This window comes from Halomonas sp. FeN2 (assembly GCF_020595105.1).
GTDB lineage: Bacteria > Pseudomonadota > Gammaproteobacteria > Pseudomonadales > Halomonadaceae > Vreelandella > Vreelandella neptunia.
In genome coordinates this window covers 2592869-2608672 of sequence record NZ_CP074200.1, presented here as the reverse complement: position 1 = coordinate 2608672, position 15804 = coordinate 2592869, and the positions used below count along the sequence as shown (strand labels likewise).

12 protein-coding genes are annotated in these 15804 nt (G+C 54.8%); 7 read left to right on the top strand and 5 right to left on the bottom strand.

Annotated elements, in window-relative coordinates; translation table 11 throughout:
* Window positions 1–302: 302 nt before the first annotated feature.
* Entirely contained in the window at window positions 303–1457 is a 1155-nt protein-coding gene (gene lldD / locus KF947_RS11960) for an FMN-dependent L-lactate dehydrogenase LldD (protein WP_133733598.1), read from the bottom strand.
* A gap of 297 nt (window positions 1458–1754) precedes the next feature.
* Between lldD and KF947_RS11955 the strand changes: the two genes are divergently transcribed.
* The 3 genes from KF947_RS11955 to KF947_RS11945 are packed head-to-tail and all read left to right on the top strand — an operon-like array spanning window position 1755 to window position 5819.
* Window positions 1755–2528, top strand: coding sequence for a GntR family transcriptional regulator (locus tag KF947_RS11955; RefSeq protein ID WP_041159566.1), 774 nt, complete (start codon window positions 1755–1757; stop codon window positions 2526–2528).
* Window positions 2525–4444 (top strand): sensor histidine kinase, encoded by a 1920-nt coding sequence (locus KF947_RS11950; protein ID WP_041159565.1) that lies wholly within the window; start codon window positions 2525–2527, stop codon window positions 4442–4444. Before KF947_RS11955 ends, KF947_RS11950 begins: the two co-directional genes overlap by 4 nt.
* Window positions 4437–5819 (top strand): sigma-54-dependent transcriptional regulator, encoded by a 1383-nt coding sequence (locus tag KF947_RS11945; RefSeq protein WP_041159564.1) that lies wholly within the window; start codon window positions 4437–4439, stop codon window positions 5817–5819. Before KF947_RS11950 ends, KF947_RS11945 begins: the two co-directional genes overlap by 8 nt.
* On the opposite strand, the gene KF947_RS11940 is transcribed toward KF947_RS11945, so the two are convergent.
* The 3 genes from KF947_RS11940 to KF947_RS11930 all read right to left on the bottom strand — a co-directional run bounded on the left by KF947_RS11940 (window position 5795) and on the right by KF947_RS11930 (window position 8529).
* Complete coding sequence (locus KF947_RS11940; RefSeq protein WP_133733597.1) at window positions 5795–6466, bottom strand: metal-dependent hydrolase; 672 nt, start codon at window positions 6464–6466, stop codon at window positions 5795–5797. The genes KF947_RS11945 and KF947_RS11940 overlap by 25 nt on opposite strands.
* Window positions 6467–6594: 128 nt before the next feature.
* A complete protein-coding gene (locus KF947_RS11935) occupies window positions 6595–7140 on the bottom strand; it encodes a gamma carbonic anhydrase family protein (RefSeq protein ID WP_223289209.1) in 546 nt (181 codons plus the stop codon).
* 48 nt (window positions 7141–7188) lie between these two features.
* Window positions 7189–8529: a sodium-dependent transporter gene (locus tag KF947_RS11930; RefSeq protein WP_223289208.1), complete on the bottom strand. Its 1341-nt coding sequence runs from the start codon at window positions 8527–8529 to the stop codon at window positions 7189–7191.
* 238 nt (window positions 8530–8767) lie between these two features.
* On the opposite strand from KF947_RS11930, the gene prlC reads away from it, so the two are divergent.
* From prlC to KF947_RS11910, 4 genes are all read left to right on the top strand, one after another.
* Window positions 8768–10816: an oligopeptidase A gene (gene prlC / locus KF947_RS11925; protein WP_223289211.1), complete on the top strand. Its 2049-nt coding sequence runs from the start codon at window positions 8768–8770 to the stop codon at window positions 10814–10816.
* A 56-nt stretch (window positions 10817–10872) separates the two neighbouring features.
* Entirely contained in the window at window positions 10873–11124 is a 252-nt protein-coding gene (locus tag KF947_RS11920) for a YheV family putative zinc ribbon protein (protein ID WP_133733594.1), read from the top strand.
* A 321-nt stretch (window positions 11125–11445) separates the two neighbouring features.
* Window positions 11446–12438 carry a TAXI family TRAP transporter solute-binding subunit gene (locus KF947_RS11915; RefSeq protein WP_133733593.1) on the top strand — a complete coding sequence of 331 codons (993 nt, stop codon included), beginning with the start codon at window positions 11446–11448 and terminating at the stop codon, window positions 12436–12438.
* Window positions 12439–12541: 103 nt separating this feature from the next.
* Window positions 12542–14740, top strand: coding sequence for a TRAP transporter permease (locus KF947_RS11910; RefSeq protein ID WP_227404066.1), 2199 nt, complete (start codon window positions 12542–12544; stop codon window positions 14738–14740).
* 101 nt (window positions 14741–14841) lie between these two features.
* On the opposite strand, the gene metF is transcribed toward KF947_RS11910, so the two are convergent.
* Complete coding sequence (gene metF / locus KF947_RS11905) at window positions 14842–15684, bottom strand: methylenetetrahydrofolate reductase [NAD(P)H] (RefSeq protein ID WP_133733591.1); 843 nt, start codon at window positions 15682–15684, stop codon at window positions 14842–14844.
* Window positions 15685–15804 lie beyond the last annotated feature (120 nt).

The following is a 15804-nucleotide window of genomic DNA, read 5'->3' as shown; positions in this document are numbered from 1 at the left end:
CTGCGGCGGCTAACTTACTGAGCCACTTGACTTACCGTTGAACTGGCTTGCCTCAGCGAGGAAGGCGTATTCTACGCATTTCCTGGTGTTTGTCAAGGGCGTTGTTTTCGATGCGAACCTGACCACATCCAAAACCGCTGGCTTTCGCAAAAGCACTAACTACCTGACAAACCGAAGCTTTTACACTTCATTCACCGCTGGAAACGCTTGGCGTCCCCGGCAGCGGATGCGTACTTTACGGATTCGCTGACGGGTTGGCAAGCGGTTTTTTAACGAGATTTAGATAAAGGTGCAGGTAATGCTCACTGGATGCCACGGATTGAATCTGGCACCAGCGAATCCGACCCAAGATCGGCTATGGTATGCGCCCCGGTGAGCGTCATTGCAACACGCATCTCCTTTTCAAATAGCTCAAGCAAATGGGAAACGCCGGACTCTCCAGCCGTGGCAAGTGCATAAATGAAGGCACGCCCTATTAATGCAGTATCCGCACCCAAGGCAATCATCCGCACAACATCGAGGCCATTACGCACGCCTGAGTCAGCCAGAATGGCCAAGTCTCCTTTGACCGCATCAGCGATAGCAGGCAAAGCACGTGCAGTGGAGGGAACCCCATCGAGCTGACGACCACCATGATTGGAAACAACGATACCATCGGCACCGAAGCGAACCGCATCACGGGCATCTTCGGGGTCAAGAATCCCCTTGATGATCATTGGGCCATCCCAGAGCTCACGAATCCACTCTAGATCCTTCCATGAAATAGCCGGGTCAAAGTTGTCACCCAGCCAAGCAATATAGTCCTCAAGCTCCGTTGGCTTGCCGCGATAATCAGATACGTTACCCAGGTCATGGGGGCGACCATTAATACCGACATCCCAGGCCCAGAAAGGGTGCATTGCGGCCTGAGCCATTCGCCGCATCGATCCATACTTACCACTCATACCTGAGTGAGCATCACGATAGCGCGCACCCGGCACCGGCATATCAACCGTAAAGATCAGCGTCTTGACGCCAGCAGCTTTGGCTCGCTCCAGAACATGCTTCATAAAACCCCGGTCTTTCAGTACATAAAGCTGAAACCAGATGGGCCGATCGACTGCTGCAGCCACTTCGGCAATGGGACACACCGATACCGTCGAGAGTGTAAACGGTATACCTTTATTAGCAGCCGCCCGCGCCGCTTGAACTTCGCCACGCCTAGCGTACATACCTGTCAACCCCACAGGTGCCAGAGCAATAGGCATAGCAAGCTTTTCACCGAACAGCTCAGTCTCTAATGATAACGAAGACATATCCTTAAGCACGCGCTGACGCAGCGCTACACCAGCCAGATCCTCGACATTGCGCCGCAGCGTATGCTCAGCGTAGGAACCACCATCGGCATAATGGAAAAGAAAAGGGGGAATACGACGCTTGGCCGCTTGGCGATAGTCAGTGGAAGCTGAAATGATCATGGATAGTCCTGTGCAATAGCCCTATACAATGGATGCGCTATACACCGGCACCCCAAAGTGGAAAATTGGTTTTACCAATTGACAAAAAACTAGCACCAACAGTAGTGAGCCGCCCTAAGCGTGTCAAACAGTGATATCACCCTTTAAGGCCCAAACCCCTTAAACTTTAGTTTAAAATCTCTATTAATGCGTTTTATTAGCGTTAAAACCTACTTCATAGGCGCTTGAGATCATACTTCAAAGATCTTAATATTGGTCTTACCAATTGCGGACGCTAATCGACATGAGCTATTCACTATGAGCTACCCCCCGCTCCGCCAGCAGCGCTTGGCCGATGTAATTACTGAACGCCTTGAAGCTATGATGCTGGAAGGCAGCCTGAAACCAGGTCAGCGCTTACCCCCCGAACGTGAATTAGCCGAACGATTTGGCGTTTCGCGCCCCTCTTTACGGGAAGCTATCCAGAAACTGGCCGCTCGTGGCTTACTTACCAGCCGCCAAGGCGGCGGCACTTTTGTTAACGACGACCTCAGCAATGGTTATACCGATCCCCTACTGGAGATGCTCTCCCGACATGGCGAGTTTAACCTAGACTTACTTGAATTCCGCGACGCCATGGAAGGCATATCCGCCTACTACGCTGCGCTGCGTTCAACACCCGCCGATAAAGCCGTACTTATTCAACGTTTTGAAGAACTCGACGGCGGTTTTGCCGGTGCCGATCCTATCCAAGAAGCGAAGCTAGATGCGGCATTTCACCTGGCAATTGCCGAAGCTGCTCACAATGTTCTACTGCTGCATACCATTCGCGGCATTTTTCACCTGCTGGAAAAGAGCATTGTAAATAACCTGGCCCATTTATTTGCCAAGGAAGGTTCACGCAGCCAGTTAATGCAACAACACCGCGCCCTACTCAATGCCATTTTGGAGGGACGCGCTGAGGATGCCCGTGCTCGCGCCCATGAGCACTTAGTGTTTGTTGAAGAAGGGTTACTGGAGATGGCGCGTGCAGAAACGCGCGCTCAGCGCGCCCTTCGTCGCGCTCAAGGCAGTAGCAAGACATCAGCATGAACAGTGCTGGCATCAATAACCAGGCGCCCCCACCTTTGCCACCACGCTGGCGGCGTCTGTGGCTGCTGGTTATTTCACTCGGCTTGCTGTTGTGCATGTGGCAGGCCGCCCAACTGGCGCGTGAACAAGCACTTTCCAACTTACAGGACGATGCAGAGAATGAGTTGCGGCTGTCTGCCGCCAACTTAAACGGCTATTTACTGCGCTACGACTACCTTCCGCAAATGCTTGCCACTCGGGAGGGCGTTCAGCGCTTTTTGGCCTCTCCCGATAGCCAAGACCCGATGCCACTCAATATGCTGCTGGATCGCTTCCGCTTTACTGCGGGAGTTTCAGACGTCTATTTACTCAATCGCGATGGCGACACGATCGCCGCCAGTAATTGGCACCGCCCTAACACCTTTATTGGCCAGAACTATGCTTTCCGCTCCTACTACACCGATGCCATTGCCGGAGGCCAGGGACGTTTTTTTGGTTTGGGCATCAAATCCCTTGAAAGGGGTTACTACTTTTCATCGCCCGTATGGCTAGACGACACCTCGCCAGACGCACAGCCAGACGGCGTGCTAGTGGTTAAAGTGCTGTTAGATGACGTTGAAGATAGCTGGGCAGAGCAGGATGCCGAACTCTTTGTTACTGATAGTGACGACATCATTTTCATGGCCAGCCACCCCGAGCTGCGCATGAATGCGCTCTACCCACTCACCGATGAGCAGCGCCAAGCCCTAAGAGAAACGCGTCGCTATGCCATGGAGCCGTTGTCACCCTCGGGTATTGAAGTCGATGCGCCTTACCGGCAGGGAAGCCAGCTGGTCAGTTTCTCCCAAGGCCCATTGAGCAGCAGCGACTATCTTAGTCTGACCCGACATATTCCTGAGTTTGGCTGGCAAATGCATATTTTAAAGCCGCTAACACCGGTGATTAGCGCTCAGTGGATAGCTGCCCTGATGGCAGGCGGCCTCTACGGCGTGGTTACTCTTGGCGCTGGCATTGGCTGGCAGCGCTTGAGGCTACGCCGTGAGCGTGAAGCGTTTGCCGAACGGGAGCGCAACACCTTGGCACGCGTGCGTGACGAACTAGAAGTTAGCGTAGAACGCCGCACCCGCGATCTGGTAGCCAGCAACCAACGTCTTTCGGATGAAATTGAAGAGCGCCGCCGCGCTGAAGCCAACTTACGCCAAACCCAGGATGAGCTTATTCAAGCCGCCAAACTCGCTGTTTTGGGGCAGCTCGCCGCGGGCATCAACCATGAGCTTAATCAACCCCTGGCGGCTATTCGTGCTTACGCAGAAAACGCCCGTCGCTTTATGACATTAGCTCGCCACGAAAAAGCGGATGCTAACCTGGAACAAATTGTTGAACTGACCGAACGTATGGCGGACATCAGCGCGCAGTTGCGCCAGTTTTCGCGTAAGAGCAGCGAGCGCCAGGAAACTATTTCGGTACAAGCCTGCATCGACTACGCTCTACGCCTGTTTCAAAGCCGCCTGCGTGAAGGCAATATCACTATTGTTCAGGATTGGCCTGCTGAAACTTTATGGGTTAAAGGTGACCTGGTGCGCCTGGAACAGGTGCTGGTTAATTTAATCGGCAATGCGCTGCAGGCCATGAAAGGCGTACCTGCGCCACAACTTACTCTCGGCGCCCATATCCACCAGCAGCAGGTCATTATTAGCGTTAGCGATAATGGCCCAGGCATTCCCGAGGAGCACTTAGGACATATTTTTGAACCCTTTTTTACCACCAAGGCGCCGGGGAGTGGCTTAGGCTTGGGCCTCTCGATCTCGTCACGGATCATGGACGATTTAGGCGGCAAGCTGCAGGCAACTAATCAACCCGAAGGTGGCGCTCGCTTCACCATTACCCTGCCCCACTCACCGTTAGCCCACACCCAGGAGAACTCCTCTTATGCATGAGCCGTCGACGCTGCCGGTCATGGTGATCGACGACGAACCGCATCTGCGGATCACCGCCAGCCAAACCCTAGAACTTGCGGGCTATACGCCCTACTGCTTTGAGTCAGCAGAACAAGCCCTGGCGGCACTAACGCCAAACTTTCCGGGTGTTATTGTCAGTGATATCCGCATGCCGGGAATGGATGGCATGGCGCTACTCCATGAGTTACACAGCCGAGACGCCACTCTGCCGATTATTTTAATTACTGGGCACGGCGATATTTCTACGGCCGTAGAAGCCATGCGCGCAGGGGCCTGGGATTTTCTTGAGAAGCCCTTTGCCGGTGATCAACTGCTGGATGTGGTGCGTCGGGGCATAGAGAAGCGCCAGCTCAGCTTGGAAAACCACCGCCTTAAAGCCGAACTGGAAGTGCAGCAAGCCGCGCTTGGGCCACGCTTAGTTGGCCGCACAGCGGTCATTTCGCGGCTGGCCGCAATGATTCAGCGCATTAGCCAAGTAGAGGCCGATGTACTGCTATTTGGGGAGACCGGCACCGGCAAAGACCTCGTGGCCCGTGCGATTCACGAACGCAGCGCCCGGCGTAATAGCCCCTTTATGGCAATCAACTGTGGTGCAGTGCCCGAAAACACCATCGAGTCCGAGCTGTTCGGCCATGAAAAAGGCGCCTTCACGGGTGCCGTTGAGCGGCGGATCGGCAAGTTTGAACACGCTAACGGCGGCACGGTGTTTTTGGATGAGATCGAATCGATGCCCATGGCGCTGCAAGTCAAACTGCTGCGGGTACTGCAAGAGCGCAGCGTAGAACGACTGGGCGCCAATGAAACGGTTCCACTCGATATTCGGGTAATAGCAGCCACCAAGGTGGATCTCAAAGCCGCCTCCGAAGAGGGGAGTTTTCGCGAAGACCTTTACTACCGGCTAAACGTGGTCACCCTGCCGCTGCCTGCGCTGCGCGAGCGGCGTGAGGATATCCCCTTGCTGTTTCAGCACTTTGCCGTGGTCGCTGCCAACCGCAGCGGCCTGGAGGCACCGACCCTCGATAGCCCCGCCATTGCCGCCCTACTGGCCCATGATTGGCCCGGCAACGTGCGCGAGCTGCGCAACCTTGCCGAGCGCTACGTGCTACTGGGCGCCGCCTTTGACTATCGCCTGGATGCACTGCTGGAAGGGGTCAATGCCGACACCGAAGAGCCTACTTTACCGCGCCAGGTAGAGTTGTTTGAAAAGAGCCTGATCAGCCAATCATTGGCGCGTTACCATGGACGGGTAACCGACGTATGTCGCCACTTGGGCATTCCGCGCAAAACCTTTTACGACAAACTTAAAAAACACGGCCTCAATGCCGACGACTATCGCCACAGCAGCGAGCCGTGATGCAGTAAATCACCCAATACCGACCAAGGCGGCGCCCAAGGTATCAGCGTTAATGTAGCAATCAACATTAGTAGGTTGGACATGGGCCGCCGACTGTCGCCTAGCTTGAGCGCCGTACCAAACGAGCGCTTAAGCCTCGCGCCTTCAAGGTCAACGCTGTATATCTCATCCAAGCTCAAGTGGATCAAAAACCCTACCAAGGTGGCAGCACCGTGAGACCACGCTAGCCACGCTGGCTGGTTGAGTAAATTAAAACTTAGCGCGGCGGTGAGCAGGCTACATAGCCCGCCCGCTAGCAGTGAATGCCAAATACCGCGGTGCACGGTAAAGCGCGAGAACAGCACTCCCGCCAAATAGCGTACACAGAAGTAGATCCCACCGCAGGCAATCAACAATGCCCCCGGCGTCAGCCATGGCTGCAGCAGCAGAGCACCCAACACCAGAGCAGGCACTGAAAGCAGGTTGAATATCAAGCGGATAGAGTGGGATCGGTCAGCATCAATGTCGGGCAAAATGCCCCCGAATGTGACCAGCGCAATTATCATCACCGCTTGGGTAGGCGGCCACCATTGCCCTTTCCAGCCTGCGTAAGCTATCAGCATGCCGCCCGCCGCTGCTACCGTAATATGCGTGCGAAAATTAGCCATGACGCGGCATCCCAGAGTATGCAAAACAGAAAGCTGTATAAATTAACAGATTTCCGGCATCCGCGACATGACTTATTCAGAAAAAAGGTTGGCTTAGCAATCGCTTAGGGAAGGCCTAGAAAAAGTCTCTAGCGGGTGACTTCGGCCAGAAAGCGGTCTTTCAATTTAACGTAGTTACCAGCAGTGTACGGAAAGAACGCACGCTCTTTCTCTTTAAGTGGCCGCAGCGCTTTAGCCGGATTACCGGCATACACATAGCCACTTTCCAAATGCTTACCCGGCGTTACCACAGCGCCAGCGGCGATAATGACTTCGTCCTCAACGACCGCGCCATCCATCACAATCGCACCCATACCAACGAGTATGCGGCTTCCCAAGGTGCAGCCATGCAAAATCGCTTTATGGCCGATGGTCACATCATCGCCAATGGTGAGCGGAAACCCCTCCGGGCTGAAGTCGCTGGCGTGAGTAATATGTAGCACGCTGCCGTCCTGCACGCTGGTACGCGCTCCGATACGAATACGGTGCATATCGCCACGGATAACCGTCATCGGCCAGACAGAGCAGTCATCCCCCATCACCACATCACCGATAACCACACTGGCCGGATCAATGTAAACGCGCTCGCCCAGTTGGGGCTCCATACCTTGATACGCTCGTAAGGCACTGCTCATAACTCGCTCCTAGGGTTCTAATCGACAGTTAGAGGATTATTTACCTCACTATAGCAATCCGGCCAGCAGAACAATAAAGGTCAGCGGAATGGACACCCAGCGGATGATATTGCGCCACACCAAGTAGCAACTTTCACCAACGCCTAATGCGCTCACCACTCTATCGCGAGGCATTACCCAAGCCGCAAAAATAGCTATCAATAGGCCGCCCAAAGGCAAAAAAACATCCGGCGGTATACTGCTGACAAGCTCGAAGACATTGCGGCCAAATAGCGGCCGAAACTCCGCCAGAGTTGAAAAAGAGAAGGCCGATAACAGCCCAATCAACCAGACGCTAATAGCCACAATCGCTGTCGAGATACTACGGCGCAGCCCCAAGCCCTGCAGCGTGGCGACCATCGGCTCTGCGAGATTAATGGCCGATGTCCAGGTAGCCAGTAACAGCAGTAAAAAGAACACGCTTAGCCATACAGAGCCCCAAGGCAGCTCAGAAAACGCAATGGGCAGGGTGACAAACATTAACCCTGGGCCATCAGTGGGATCCATGCCTTGAGCAAACACCACCGAGAAAATAGCGATCCCCGCCAGTAACGCCACACTAATATCGAGTACGGCGACTGCCACAGCGGCTTTAGGCAGGCTTTGCTCTTCCGGCATATAGGCGCCATACGCCATCAACGCACAGGCACCCACCGCCAGAGTAAAGAACGCGTGCCCCATGGCATGGACGACCACCGCCGGGGTTAGCGCCTCGAAAGAGGGTAAAAACAGCCACGCCAAGGCAGGGGCAAAGCCGTCAGTGGTCGCAGCATAGCCCGCTAATAGCAGCAATAGCAGGTATAACAGCGGCATCAGCAGGTTATTGAGCCGCTCTAACCCCTTGGCAACGCCCGCCGCTACAACCGTCATGGTCATAAACAGAAACAGTGAGTGATTGAAGATCAGCAGCCCTGGGTTGGCCAAGAAGGCATCAAAACCAGCGCCAATCTCAGCGGCACTCGCGCCATTGAAATTGCCGTTAACAGAGGCCACCAAAAACTCGATCGACCAGCCGGACACCACCGAGTAGAACGATAAAATGCAGAATACGGTGAACGCCCCGAATAGCCCCAGCCAGCGCCAGCGAGGCGAAGCCCCCGCCTCGGCCGCCAAGGCACTCAACGCCTGCATCGGCCCACGCCGCCCGGCACGACCAATCAGAATCTCCGCCATCATCACCGGAATACCCAGAAGCAGCACAAACGCCACGTAAATCAGTAAAAACGCCGCACCGCCGTTCTCTCCCGCCACGTAAGGAAAGCGCCAGATGTTGCCTAACCCCACCGCAGCACCTGTTACCGCCAAGATAAAGGCCCGCTTCGACCCCCAGCGCTCCAGCGTTTCACTCATCACATGCTCCTGCCATTGGTGGCATTAAAAGGCGGCAAGACTAGCAGGCACTTGCGTGCAGGCCAAACCCTGTTATTGAACCTAGCATTGAAACACGGCCCCACCGCCCGCACTGTGTCATTATTATTGCGCTCTTTTTGCGCGTTCCTGACGTTTTAATACTTATGTTTTTAGAACTAGGTTTTTAGAATCAGGTTTTAAAAGCATGCCACCCGAGGTGTCTATGTCCTCCAACTCTGTGTCCAACAATCCGCTACTTGAAACCCACGAGCTGCCTCCCTTTGGCGAGATTCGCGCAGAGCACGTGGAACCTGCCGTGGAAACGTTACTAAGCGAAAGTCGTGAGGCCATTGATCGCCTGGCTGAACAGGCAGCCACCACCCCACCTACCTGGGGCAATTTTGCGGCACCGCTTGAAGCAGTTAATGACCGGCTTACCAAGGCGTGGTCACCGGTCTCTCACCTCAATGGCACCATGAACTCCCCAGAAATGCGCGAAGCGTACCAGGCATGCCTCGAAAAGCTCTCTGACTTCGGCACCTGGGTAGGCCAACACGAAGGGTTATTTCATGGCTGGCAAGCGTTGAAAGATGGCCCGGCCTGGGAACATCTGAATGCCGCCCAGCGGCGAACCGTGGAGAACGCCCTACGTGATTTCCGCCTAGCCGGTGTTGCTCTGCCTGCTGACCAGAAAGCCCGGTACGGCGAGATTCAGTCGCGACTCTCACTGCTGTCAAACCAGTTCTCTAATAACGTGCTGGATGCCACTCAGGCGTGGCACAAAGACATCGATAGCCAAGAAGCGTTAGCGGGGGTGCCGGAAAGTGCGCTCGACACCTTAAAAGCCACCGCCGAGGCGAAAGGCGTTGCGGGCTACCGTATTACCCTGGATTTCCCCAGCTTCTTCCCGGTGGTTAGCTATGCCGATAACCGCGAGCTGCGCCGGGAGGTGTATACCGCCTTCGTTACCCGTGCATCTGACGAAGGCCCAGATGCGGGCAAATTCGATAACGCGGCGATCATGGAAGAGATCCTGGCACTGCGCAATGAAATGGCCCAGTTGCTCGGTTTTGCCACCTACGCTGATTACTCTCTCACCACCAAGATGGCGGAATCTCCCGAGCAGGTGCTCGATTTTCTCAACGATTTAGCCCGACGTGCGTTGCCTCAAGCGAAGGAGGAGTTTGCAGAACTCAGTGCCTATGCCCGTGAGGAACTCGGCCTGGAAACGCTGGAGCCGTGGGATGTTGCCTATGCCAGTGAAAAGTTGCGCGAAGCGCGCCACTCGATCTCTCAGGAGCAGTTACGCCCCTACTTTCCCGCACCCCAGGTGGTGGATGGCTTGTTTCAGGTAGTTGAACGCCTTTACGGCGTGCGCTTTGAAGAAGATACTCAAGCGCCTCGCTATCACGACGACGTGCGCTATTTCCGCATCACCGAAAACGGTCAGCCGATGGCCGGTTTCTATCTGGATCTTTACGCCAGAGAAGGCAAGCGTGGCGGCGCGTGGATGGCTGACTGCCGGGTACGGCGTCAAACCGAGCAGGGTCTGCAACTGCCTGTCGCCTTCCTGACCTGCAACTTTACCGCTCCGGTAAACGGCCGCCCGGCACTGCTCACCCACGACGAAGTCACCACACTGTTTCATGAGTTTGGCCACGGCCTCCACCATATGCTGACCCAGCAGCATATTGCCGATATTTCCGGCATTAATGGCGTCGCCTGGGATGCCGTCGAGCTGCCTAGCCAATTTATGGAGAACTACTGCTGGGAGCGTGAAGGCTTAGATCTTCTCGCCAAACATGTGGATAGCGGCGAACCGCTGCCAGCAGAGCTACTTGAGCGCCTTCAGGCGGCCAAGAATTTTCAGTCGGCGATGGGCATGATGCGCCAAATCGAGTTCTCGCTGTTTGATCTGCGTCTGCACCATGAACTTAGCGCCCCCAGCGCCAGCGATGTGCAAGCCTTGTTAGATGAGGTGCGCGAAGCAGTGTCGGTGCTGCCAAAAGTGTCGTTCAACCGCTTCCAAAATAGCTTTGGCCATGTGTTTGCCGGTGGCTACGCTGCCGGTTACTACAGTTACAAGTGGGCTGAAGTACTCTCAGCAGATGCCTGGAGCGCCTTTGAAGAGGCCGGTATCTTTGATCCGGAAACGGGTCAGCGCTTTCGTCGCGAAATTCTTGAGCAGGGCGGTGCCCGCGATGCCGCCGACCTGTTTGTCGCCTTTCGAGGCCGAGAACCAAGCGTTGAACCACTGCTGCGCCATAGTGGCATTCGCGCTGCTTAAATTTGTAAAGCCTATGCGCGCCCCCGCTTTAGGGGGCGTGCTCTTGGAGTCTAATGATGTCAAGTGTGAAACGCTTTATCGCCGGTGTTACTTGCCCGCGCTGCGCTGCGATGGATCGTATCCGCGCCTGGGAGCAAAACGGCATTCGCTACCGGGAGTGCGTCAGCTGCGATTTCTTCGAGCAACTGCCTATAGAGGAGGACGCGCTTAACGAAATGACCACCCGGGTGAATCAAGTGCGCGACGATCAGAAACAGCAGGATGTGCAGCCCGTACGTATTTTGGATCCAGGTAAACCCTCGCGTTAAATCCCCTCCTCGCCAAGGATGGCGTGTTCACTCTCGCCTTACTCCCTCACAACCAATAGTGCGCGAGCAACATCATTTATGTGTGGTTATCCGCACATTTAATAATCGCCGACGTGTGAACAACCGGACACTCTGGCAAAAAGCCCTTTCCACCAAAGTCGCATAAAAAATATATAAATATTTGTTTTTAAAAACATAAATTTTAAATGGCACAACTATCGCTGGTATATACCCTGGATACCCTGCTTAACGCAGTATCGACTGGTAGCAACTTTTGACGCTGCCAGTATATAACCCCAATAACAGCTAGGAATTTTCGCCATGCGCAAACATATGCCTAAAACGTTCACTCTTCTCGCCAGCAGCGCTCTGCTAGTAGCCGCTGCCAGCAGTGCCCAAGCGCAAGCAGACCGCTCCGATTGGCCCGATAACTTTACCGTGGGCACTGCTAGCCAAGGCGGCACTTACTTCGTTTACGGTTCAGGCTGGGCGAACTTTATTGCCGATGAGTTAGGCGTATCTGGCGGCGGTGAAGTCACCGGCGGCCCGACGCAAAACCTGGCGCTCGTGCACACAGGCGACATGGCATTTGGCTTAACCACCATGGGCCCCGCTTCTGATGCCGTTAAAGGCGAAAGCCCGTTGGCGCCGGGCATGAAGATGGATAACGTTTGCGCCATGTTCCCCATGTACGAAACGCCGTTCTCGATTACCGCGCTTTCTGACAGCGGCATCGAGTCGATTTCCGACATTCCTGATGGCGCGCGCATCGGTTTTGGCCCGGCCGCCTCAACCTCGGATACCTACTTCCCGGCCATTTTAGAAACCCTGGGCGTTAACTTCGAGCGCCGTAATGGTGGCTGGTCAGACCTGGGCGGTCAGTTGCAGGATGGCCTGCTTGACGTTGTTGCCTTCGCGGCCGGTATTCCCATCCCCGCCGTTAGCCAGTTAGAAGTACAAACAGATGTGAACATCATTGAGTTCACTGAAGAAGAAATGGAAACCGTGCTGGAAAACTTCCCCGTTGCTGAGTTTATGATTCCAGCCAACACTTATACGACGCTGGAAGAGGACGCTCGCGCTGTCTCCATGTGGAACTTCGCTATCGCTGGCTGCGACCTGCCGGAAGATTTCGTTTATGAAGTCACCAAGGCCACCATGGAAAACAACGACCGCATGCGCTCTGTTCACCGCAGTGCTGAAACCACCATTCCTGAAAACATCAAGCACAACACCGTGCTGCCGTTTCACCCCGGCGCTGCACGCTGGTACGAAGAGAACGGCTATGAAATTGCTGATGACATGATCAACTAAGCAACGTTTTCCGTTCTGGCTGCCCCGTTTCCGGCCCCGCCGGGCGGGGCAGCTTTCGCTGCTGCTACCCCTTTGTCTGCTTTTGCTGTGAGGGTGAACTCTAATGAGTCACAAAACCGACCAAGAACCCAATGATCTCAAGGATGATGCCCACGCGGCGTCAGTGATACCAGAGTCCATTGCCGATGGTGTCGATGAAGACGTTGTTGAACCCAATCGCCGCCTGTTTACGGGCTGGCAGTTCCTACTGTTTGCGGCATTAGCGATCGCTTACTCAAGTTTCCATCTGATTTCACTTAACGTATATCCGATGGAAACCTGGTCGTTCCGTATCGTGCATATTGCCGGTGCGCTTATTCTCGGTTACGGGCTCTTTGCCGGTGCCCGTTTTGCCGACGACGACCAGGCGTCAGGTGACTGGATCAAATGGCTTAGCTACGCACTACTGATTCCCGCTGCCTATACCCTGGCACAAGTCTTTTTAATGCATCAGACGCTCAGCGGCGAAGCGATGCGCATAGACCCGAACGTTGAAAACTGGCACTACGGCTATCCGCTCATGGCCACGACGGCGGGTGCCATTGTGTTGTCATGGTTTTATCGTCAGGCACGGCACCGCTTCAACCCTGCCGATTTGGTACTCATGGTCTGCGCGCTGGCCAGCGCTGGCTATTTATTAGTGGCTTATAACACCAATATCCGTATGTCGACGGGTACCTCTTTTGCGCCATCAGGCATTTCCTGGGCGGCGATCGCAGGCTCTCTATTAATTCTAGAGCTGACTCGCCGTGTAGCGGGCTTGGCCCTGGTGGTCATTTCGGCGGTTTTCCTAACCTACGTATTCGCTGGCCCTTATTTACCAGGCTTTTTAGGCTATCCGGGGCTGTCACTTCAGCGCTTCTTTAGCCAGGTGTATACCGACGCAGGCATTCTCGGCCCCACTACTGCGGTATCATCGACCTATATCATTCTGTTCATTATCTTTGCCGCTTTCCTACAGGCCTCTAAAGTTGGCGACTACTTCGTTAACTTTGCTTTTGCAGCCGCTGGCCGTGCTCGTGGCGGCCCCGCCAAGGTGGCCATTTTTGCCTCTGGCTTGATGGGTATGATTAACGGCACGTCCGCGGGTAACGTGGTTTCCACCGGCTCATTGACCATTCCCCTGATGAAGAAAGTCGGCTACCCCGCCCGTAGCGCAGGCGCCATTGAAGCAGCCGCCTCAACCGGTGGGCAAATCATGCCGCCGATTATGGGCGCAGGTGCGTTCATCATGGCCGAAGTGACCGGTATCCCCTATACCGAAATCGCCCTTGCCGCGGTCATTCCAGCGATCCTCTATTTTGCCTCAATCTACTTTATGGTCGACTTTGAAGCCGCCCGTAAAGGCATGCGTGGCATGCGCAAAGATGAGATCCCGCTGTTCTCGAAGCTGGTAAAACAGGTCTATCTGTTCGCGCCGATTATTATCCTGATTGTCGCCCTGTTTATGGGCTACTCGGTCATTCGCGCGGGCACCTTGGCAACCGCTTCAGCCGCGGTGGTTAGCTGGCTCTCACCCAATAAAATGGGCTTTCGTGCGATTCTTAAAGCGCTGCAAATAGCGGGCACTATGTCGATTCAGATTATCGCCGTGTGTGCCTGCGCGGGTTTAATCGTCGGGGTGATCTCGTTGACCGGTGTGGGCGCGCGTTTCTCGTCGCTGCTACTTGGCTTAGCGGGCGTGAGCCAACTACTGGCACTAGTGTTCGCCATGCTGATCAGTATTCTACTCGGCATGGGTATGCCTACCACCGCCGCCTATGCGGTGGCCGCCTCCGTGGTCGCTCCCGGCTTGATCAACATCGGCATTGAACCGCTGATTGCCCACTTCTTCGTGTTCTACTTTGCGGTCGTCTCCGCGATTACCCCCCCTGTTGCCTTGGCCTCCTATGCCGCGGCCGGTATCTCCGGCGACAATCCCATGGGCACCTCGGTGGCCTCGTTCAAGATTGGCTTGGCCGCATTCATTGTGCCGTTCATGTTCTTCTACAGCCCGGCCATGCTGATGGAAGGCTCACCGATGCAGATCCTGCGCGTTGGGTTAACCGCGACGCTAGGTATTGTGCTGCTTTCTGGTATGGTTCAAGCGTGGTTCTTTGGCCCCGTTAACCTAGTGCAGCGTGTCGTCATGCTGGTGGGCGCGCTGTTTTTAATCTACGGCGGTATCTATACCGACATTGCCGGCCTTGCGATTGGTATCGTGCTATTCATGATGCAGCGTAAGATGCACGGTGGTGGTAGCAAAACGGCGCAAGCTGGCTGATTGATTTAAGCCGCTAAACGCTAAACGTAAAAAAACCCCGCTCAACAATTGTTGAGCGGGGTTTTTAATGGCCGCAAGGTAGGCAAAGAAAAGAGGCTTGGTTAATCGGTCAGGTTGTCGACGATTTTCAGCACCGGCGCCGCCTGGTTAAGCGTGTAGAAGTGCAGGCCTGGCGCGCCGCCCTCCAGCAATCGCTGGCAAAGACGGCTCACTACATCGGTGCCAAAGGCAGCAATCGCTTCGCTGTCGTCGCCATAGGACTCCAGCTGCTTGCGAATCCAGCGCGGGATCTCGGCTCCACAAGCGTCAGAGAAACGCGCCAGCTTGGTGTAGTTGGTAATCGGCATAATGCCGGGAATAATCGGCTGTTTAACGCCCAGTGCGCGGGCTTTATCGACGAAGTTGAAATAGGCGTCAGCGGTGAAGAAGTACTGGGTGATGGCCATATTGGCACCCGCCTTCATTTTACGCGCAAAGTTTTCTACATCCTTATCAAGATTAGGCGCCTGTGGATGAGATTCAGGATAAGCAGCCACCGCAATATCAAAATGGTCGCCCGTTTCTGCACGAATAAACTCAACCAGTTCGTTGGCATAACGTAGCTCGCCAATGCTTCCCATGCCAGAAGGCATGTCACCACGCAGCGCGACGAGGCTCTCGACCCCTTCCTCGCGGTACTGCACCAGCAGATCACGCAACTGCGCTTTTTCACTGCCGATACAGGAGAGATGCGGAGCGGTATTAATGCCACTTTCACCAACCGCACGCACCACCTCACGGGTACGCGCTTGGGTAGATCCGCCGGCACCGTAAGTCACCGAGAAAAACCGTGGGTTCCGGGCGGCCAGCTCATCGCGAACGTGGATCAGCTTGTCGCGCCCAGCATCGGTATTGGGCGGAAAGAATTCAAAGCTGATACCTAGCGGATGCTCATGGCTGCTCATGGGATTTCCTTATTAGTGATCAAAAGTAGTGATATTTTGAGGTATTCTCGCTGTTCCAGCGCGCCGGGGCTAATGAAAGATTCCACGCTTGGCCTTTAATTCGGCTCATGTTAGCGAGCC

Coding starts and splice junctions, on each gene's coding strand:
- lldD (WP_133733598.1), bottom strand. CDS start 1,457: ATGATCATTTCAGCTTCCACTGACTATCGCCAAGCGGCCAAGCGTCGT.
- KF947_RS11955 (WP_041159566.1), top strand. CDS start 1,755: ATGAGCTACCCCCCGCTCCGCCAGCAGCGCTTGGCCGATGTAATTACT.
- KF947_RS11950 (WP_041159565.1), top strand. CDS start 2,525: ATGAACAGTGCTGGCATCAATAACCAGGCGCCCCCACCTTTGCCACCA.
- KF947_RS11945 (WP_041159564.1), top strand. CDS start 4,437: ATGCATGAGCCGTCGACGCTGCCGGTCATGGTGATCGACGACGAACCG.
- KF947_RS11940 (WP_133733597.1), bottom strand. CDS start 6,466: ATGGCTAATTTTCGCACGCATATTACGGTAGCAGCGGCGGGCGGCATG.
- KF947_RS11935 (WP_223289209.1), bottom strand. CDS start 7,140: ATGAGCAGTGCCTTACGAGCGTATCAAGGTATGGAGCCCCAACTGGGC.
- KF947_RS11930 (WP_223289208.1), bottom strand. CDS start 8,529: ATGAGTGAAACGCTGGAGCGCTGGGGGTCGAAGCGGGCCTTTATCTTG.
- KF947_RS11920 (WP_133733594.1), top strand. CDS start 10,873: ATGTCAAGTGTGAAACGCTTTATCGCCGGTGTTACTTGCCCGCGCTGC.
- KF947_RS11915 (WP_133733593.1), top strand. CDS start 11,446: ATGCGCAAACATATGCCTAAAACGTTCACTCTTCTCGCCAGCAGCGCT.
- KF947_RS11910 (WP_227404066.1), top strand. CDS start 12,542: ATGAGTCACAAAACCGACCAAGAACCCAATGATCTCAAGGATGATGCC.
- metF (WP_133733591.1), bottom strand. CDS start 15,684: ATGAGCAGCCATGAGCATCCGCTAGGTATCAGCTTTGAATTCTTTCCG.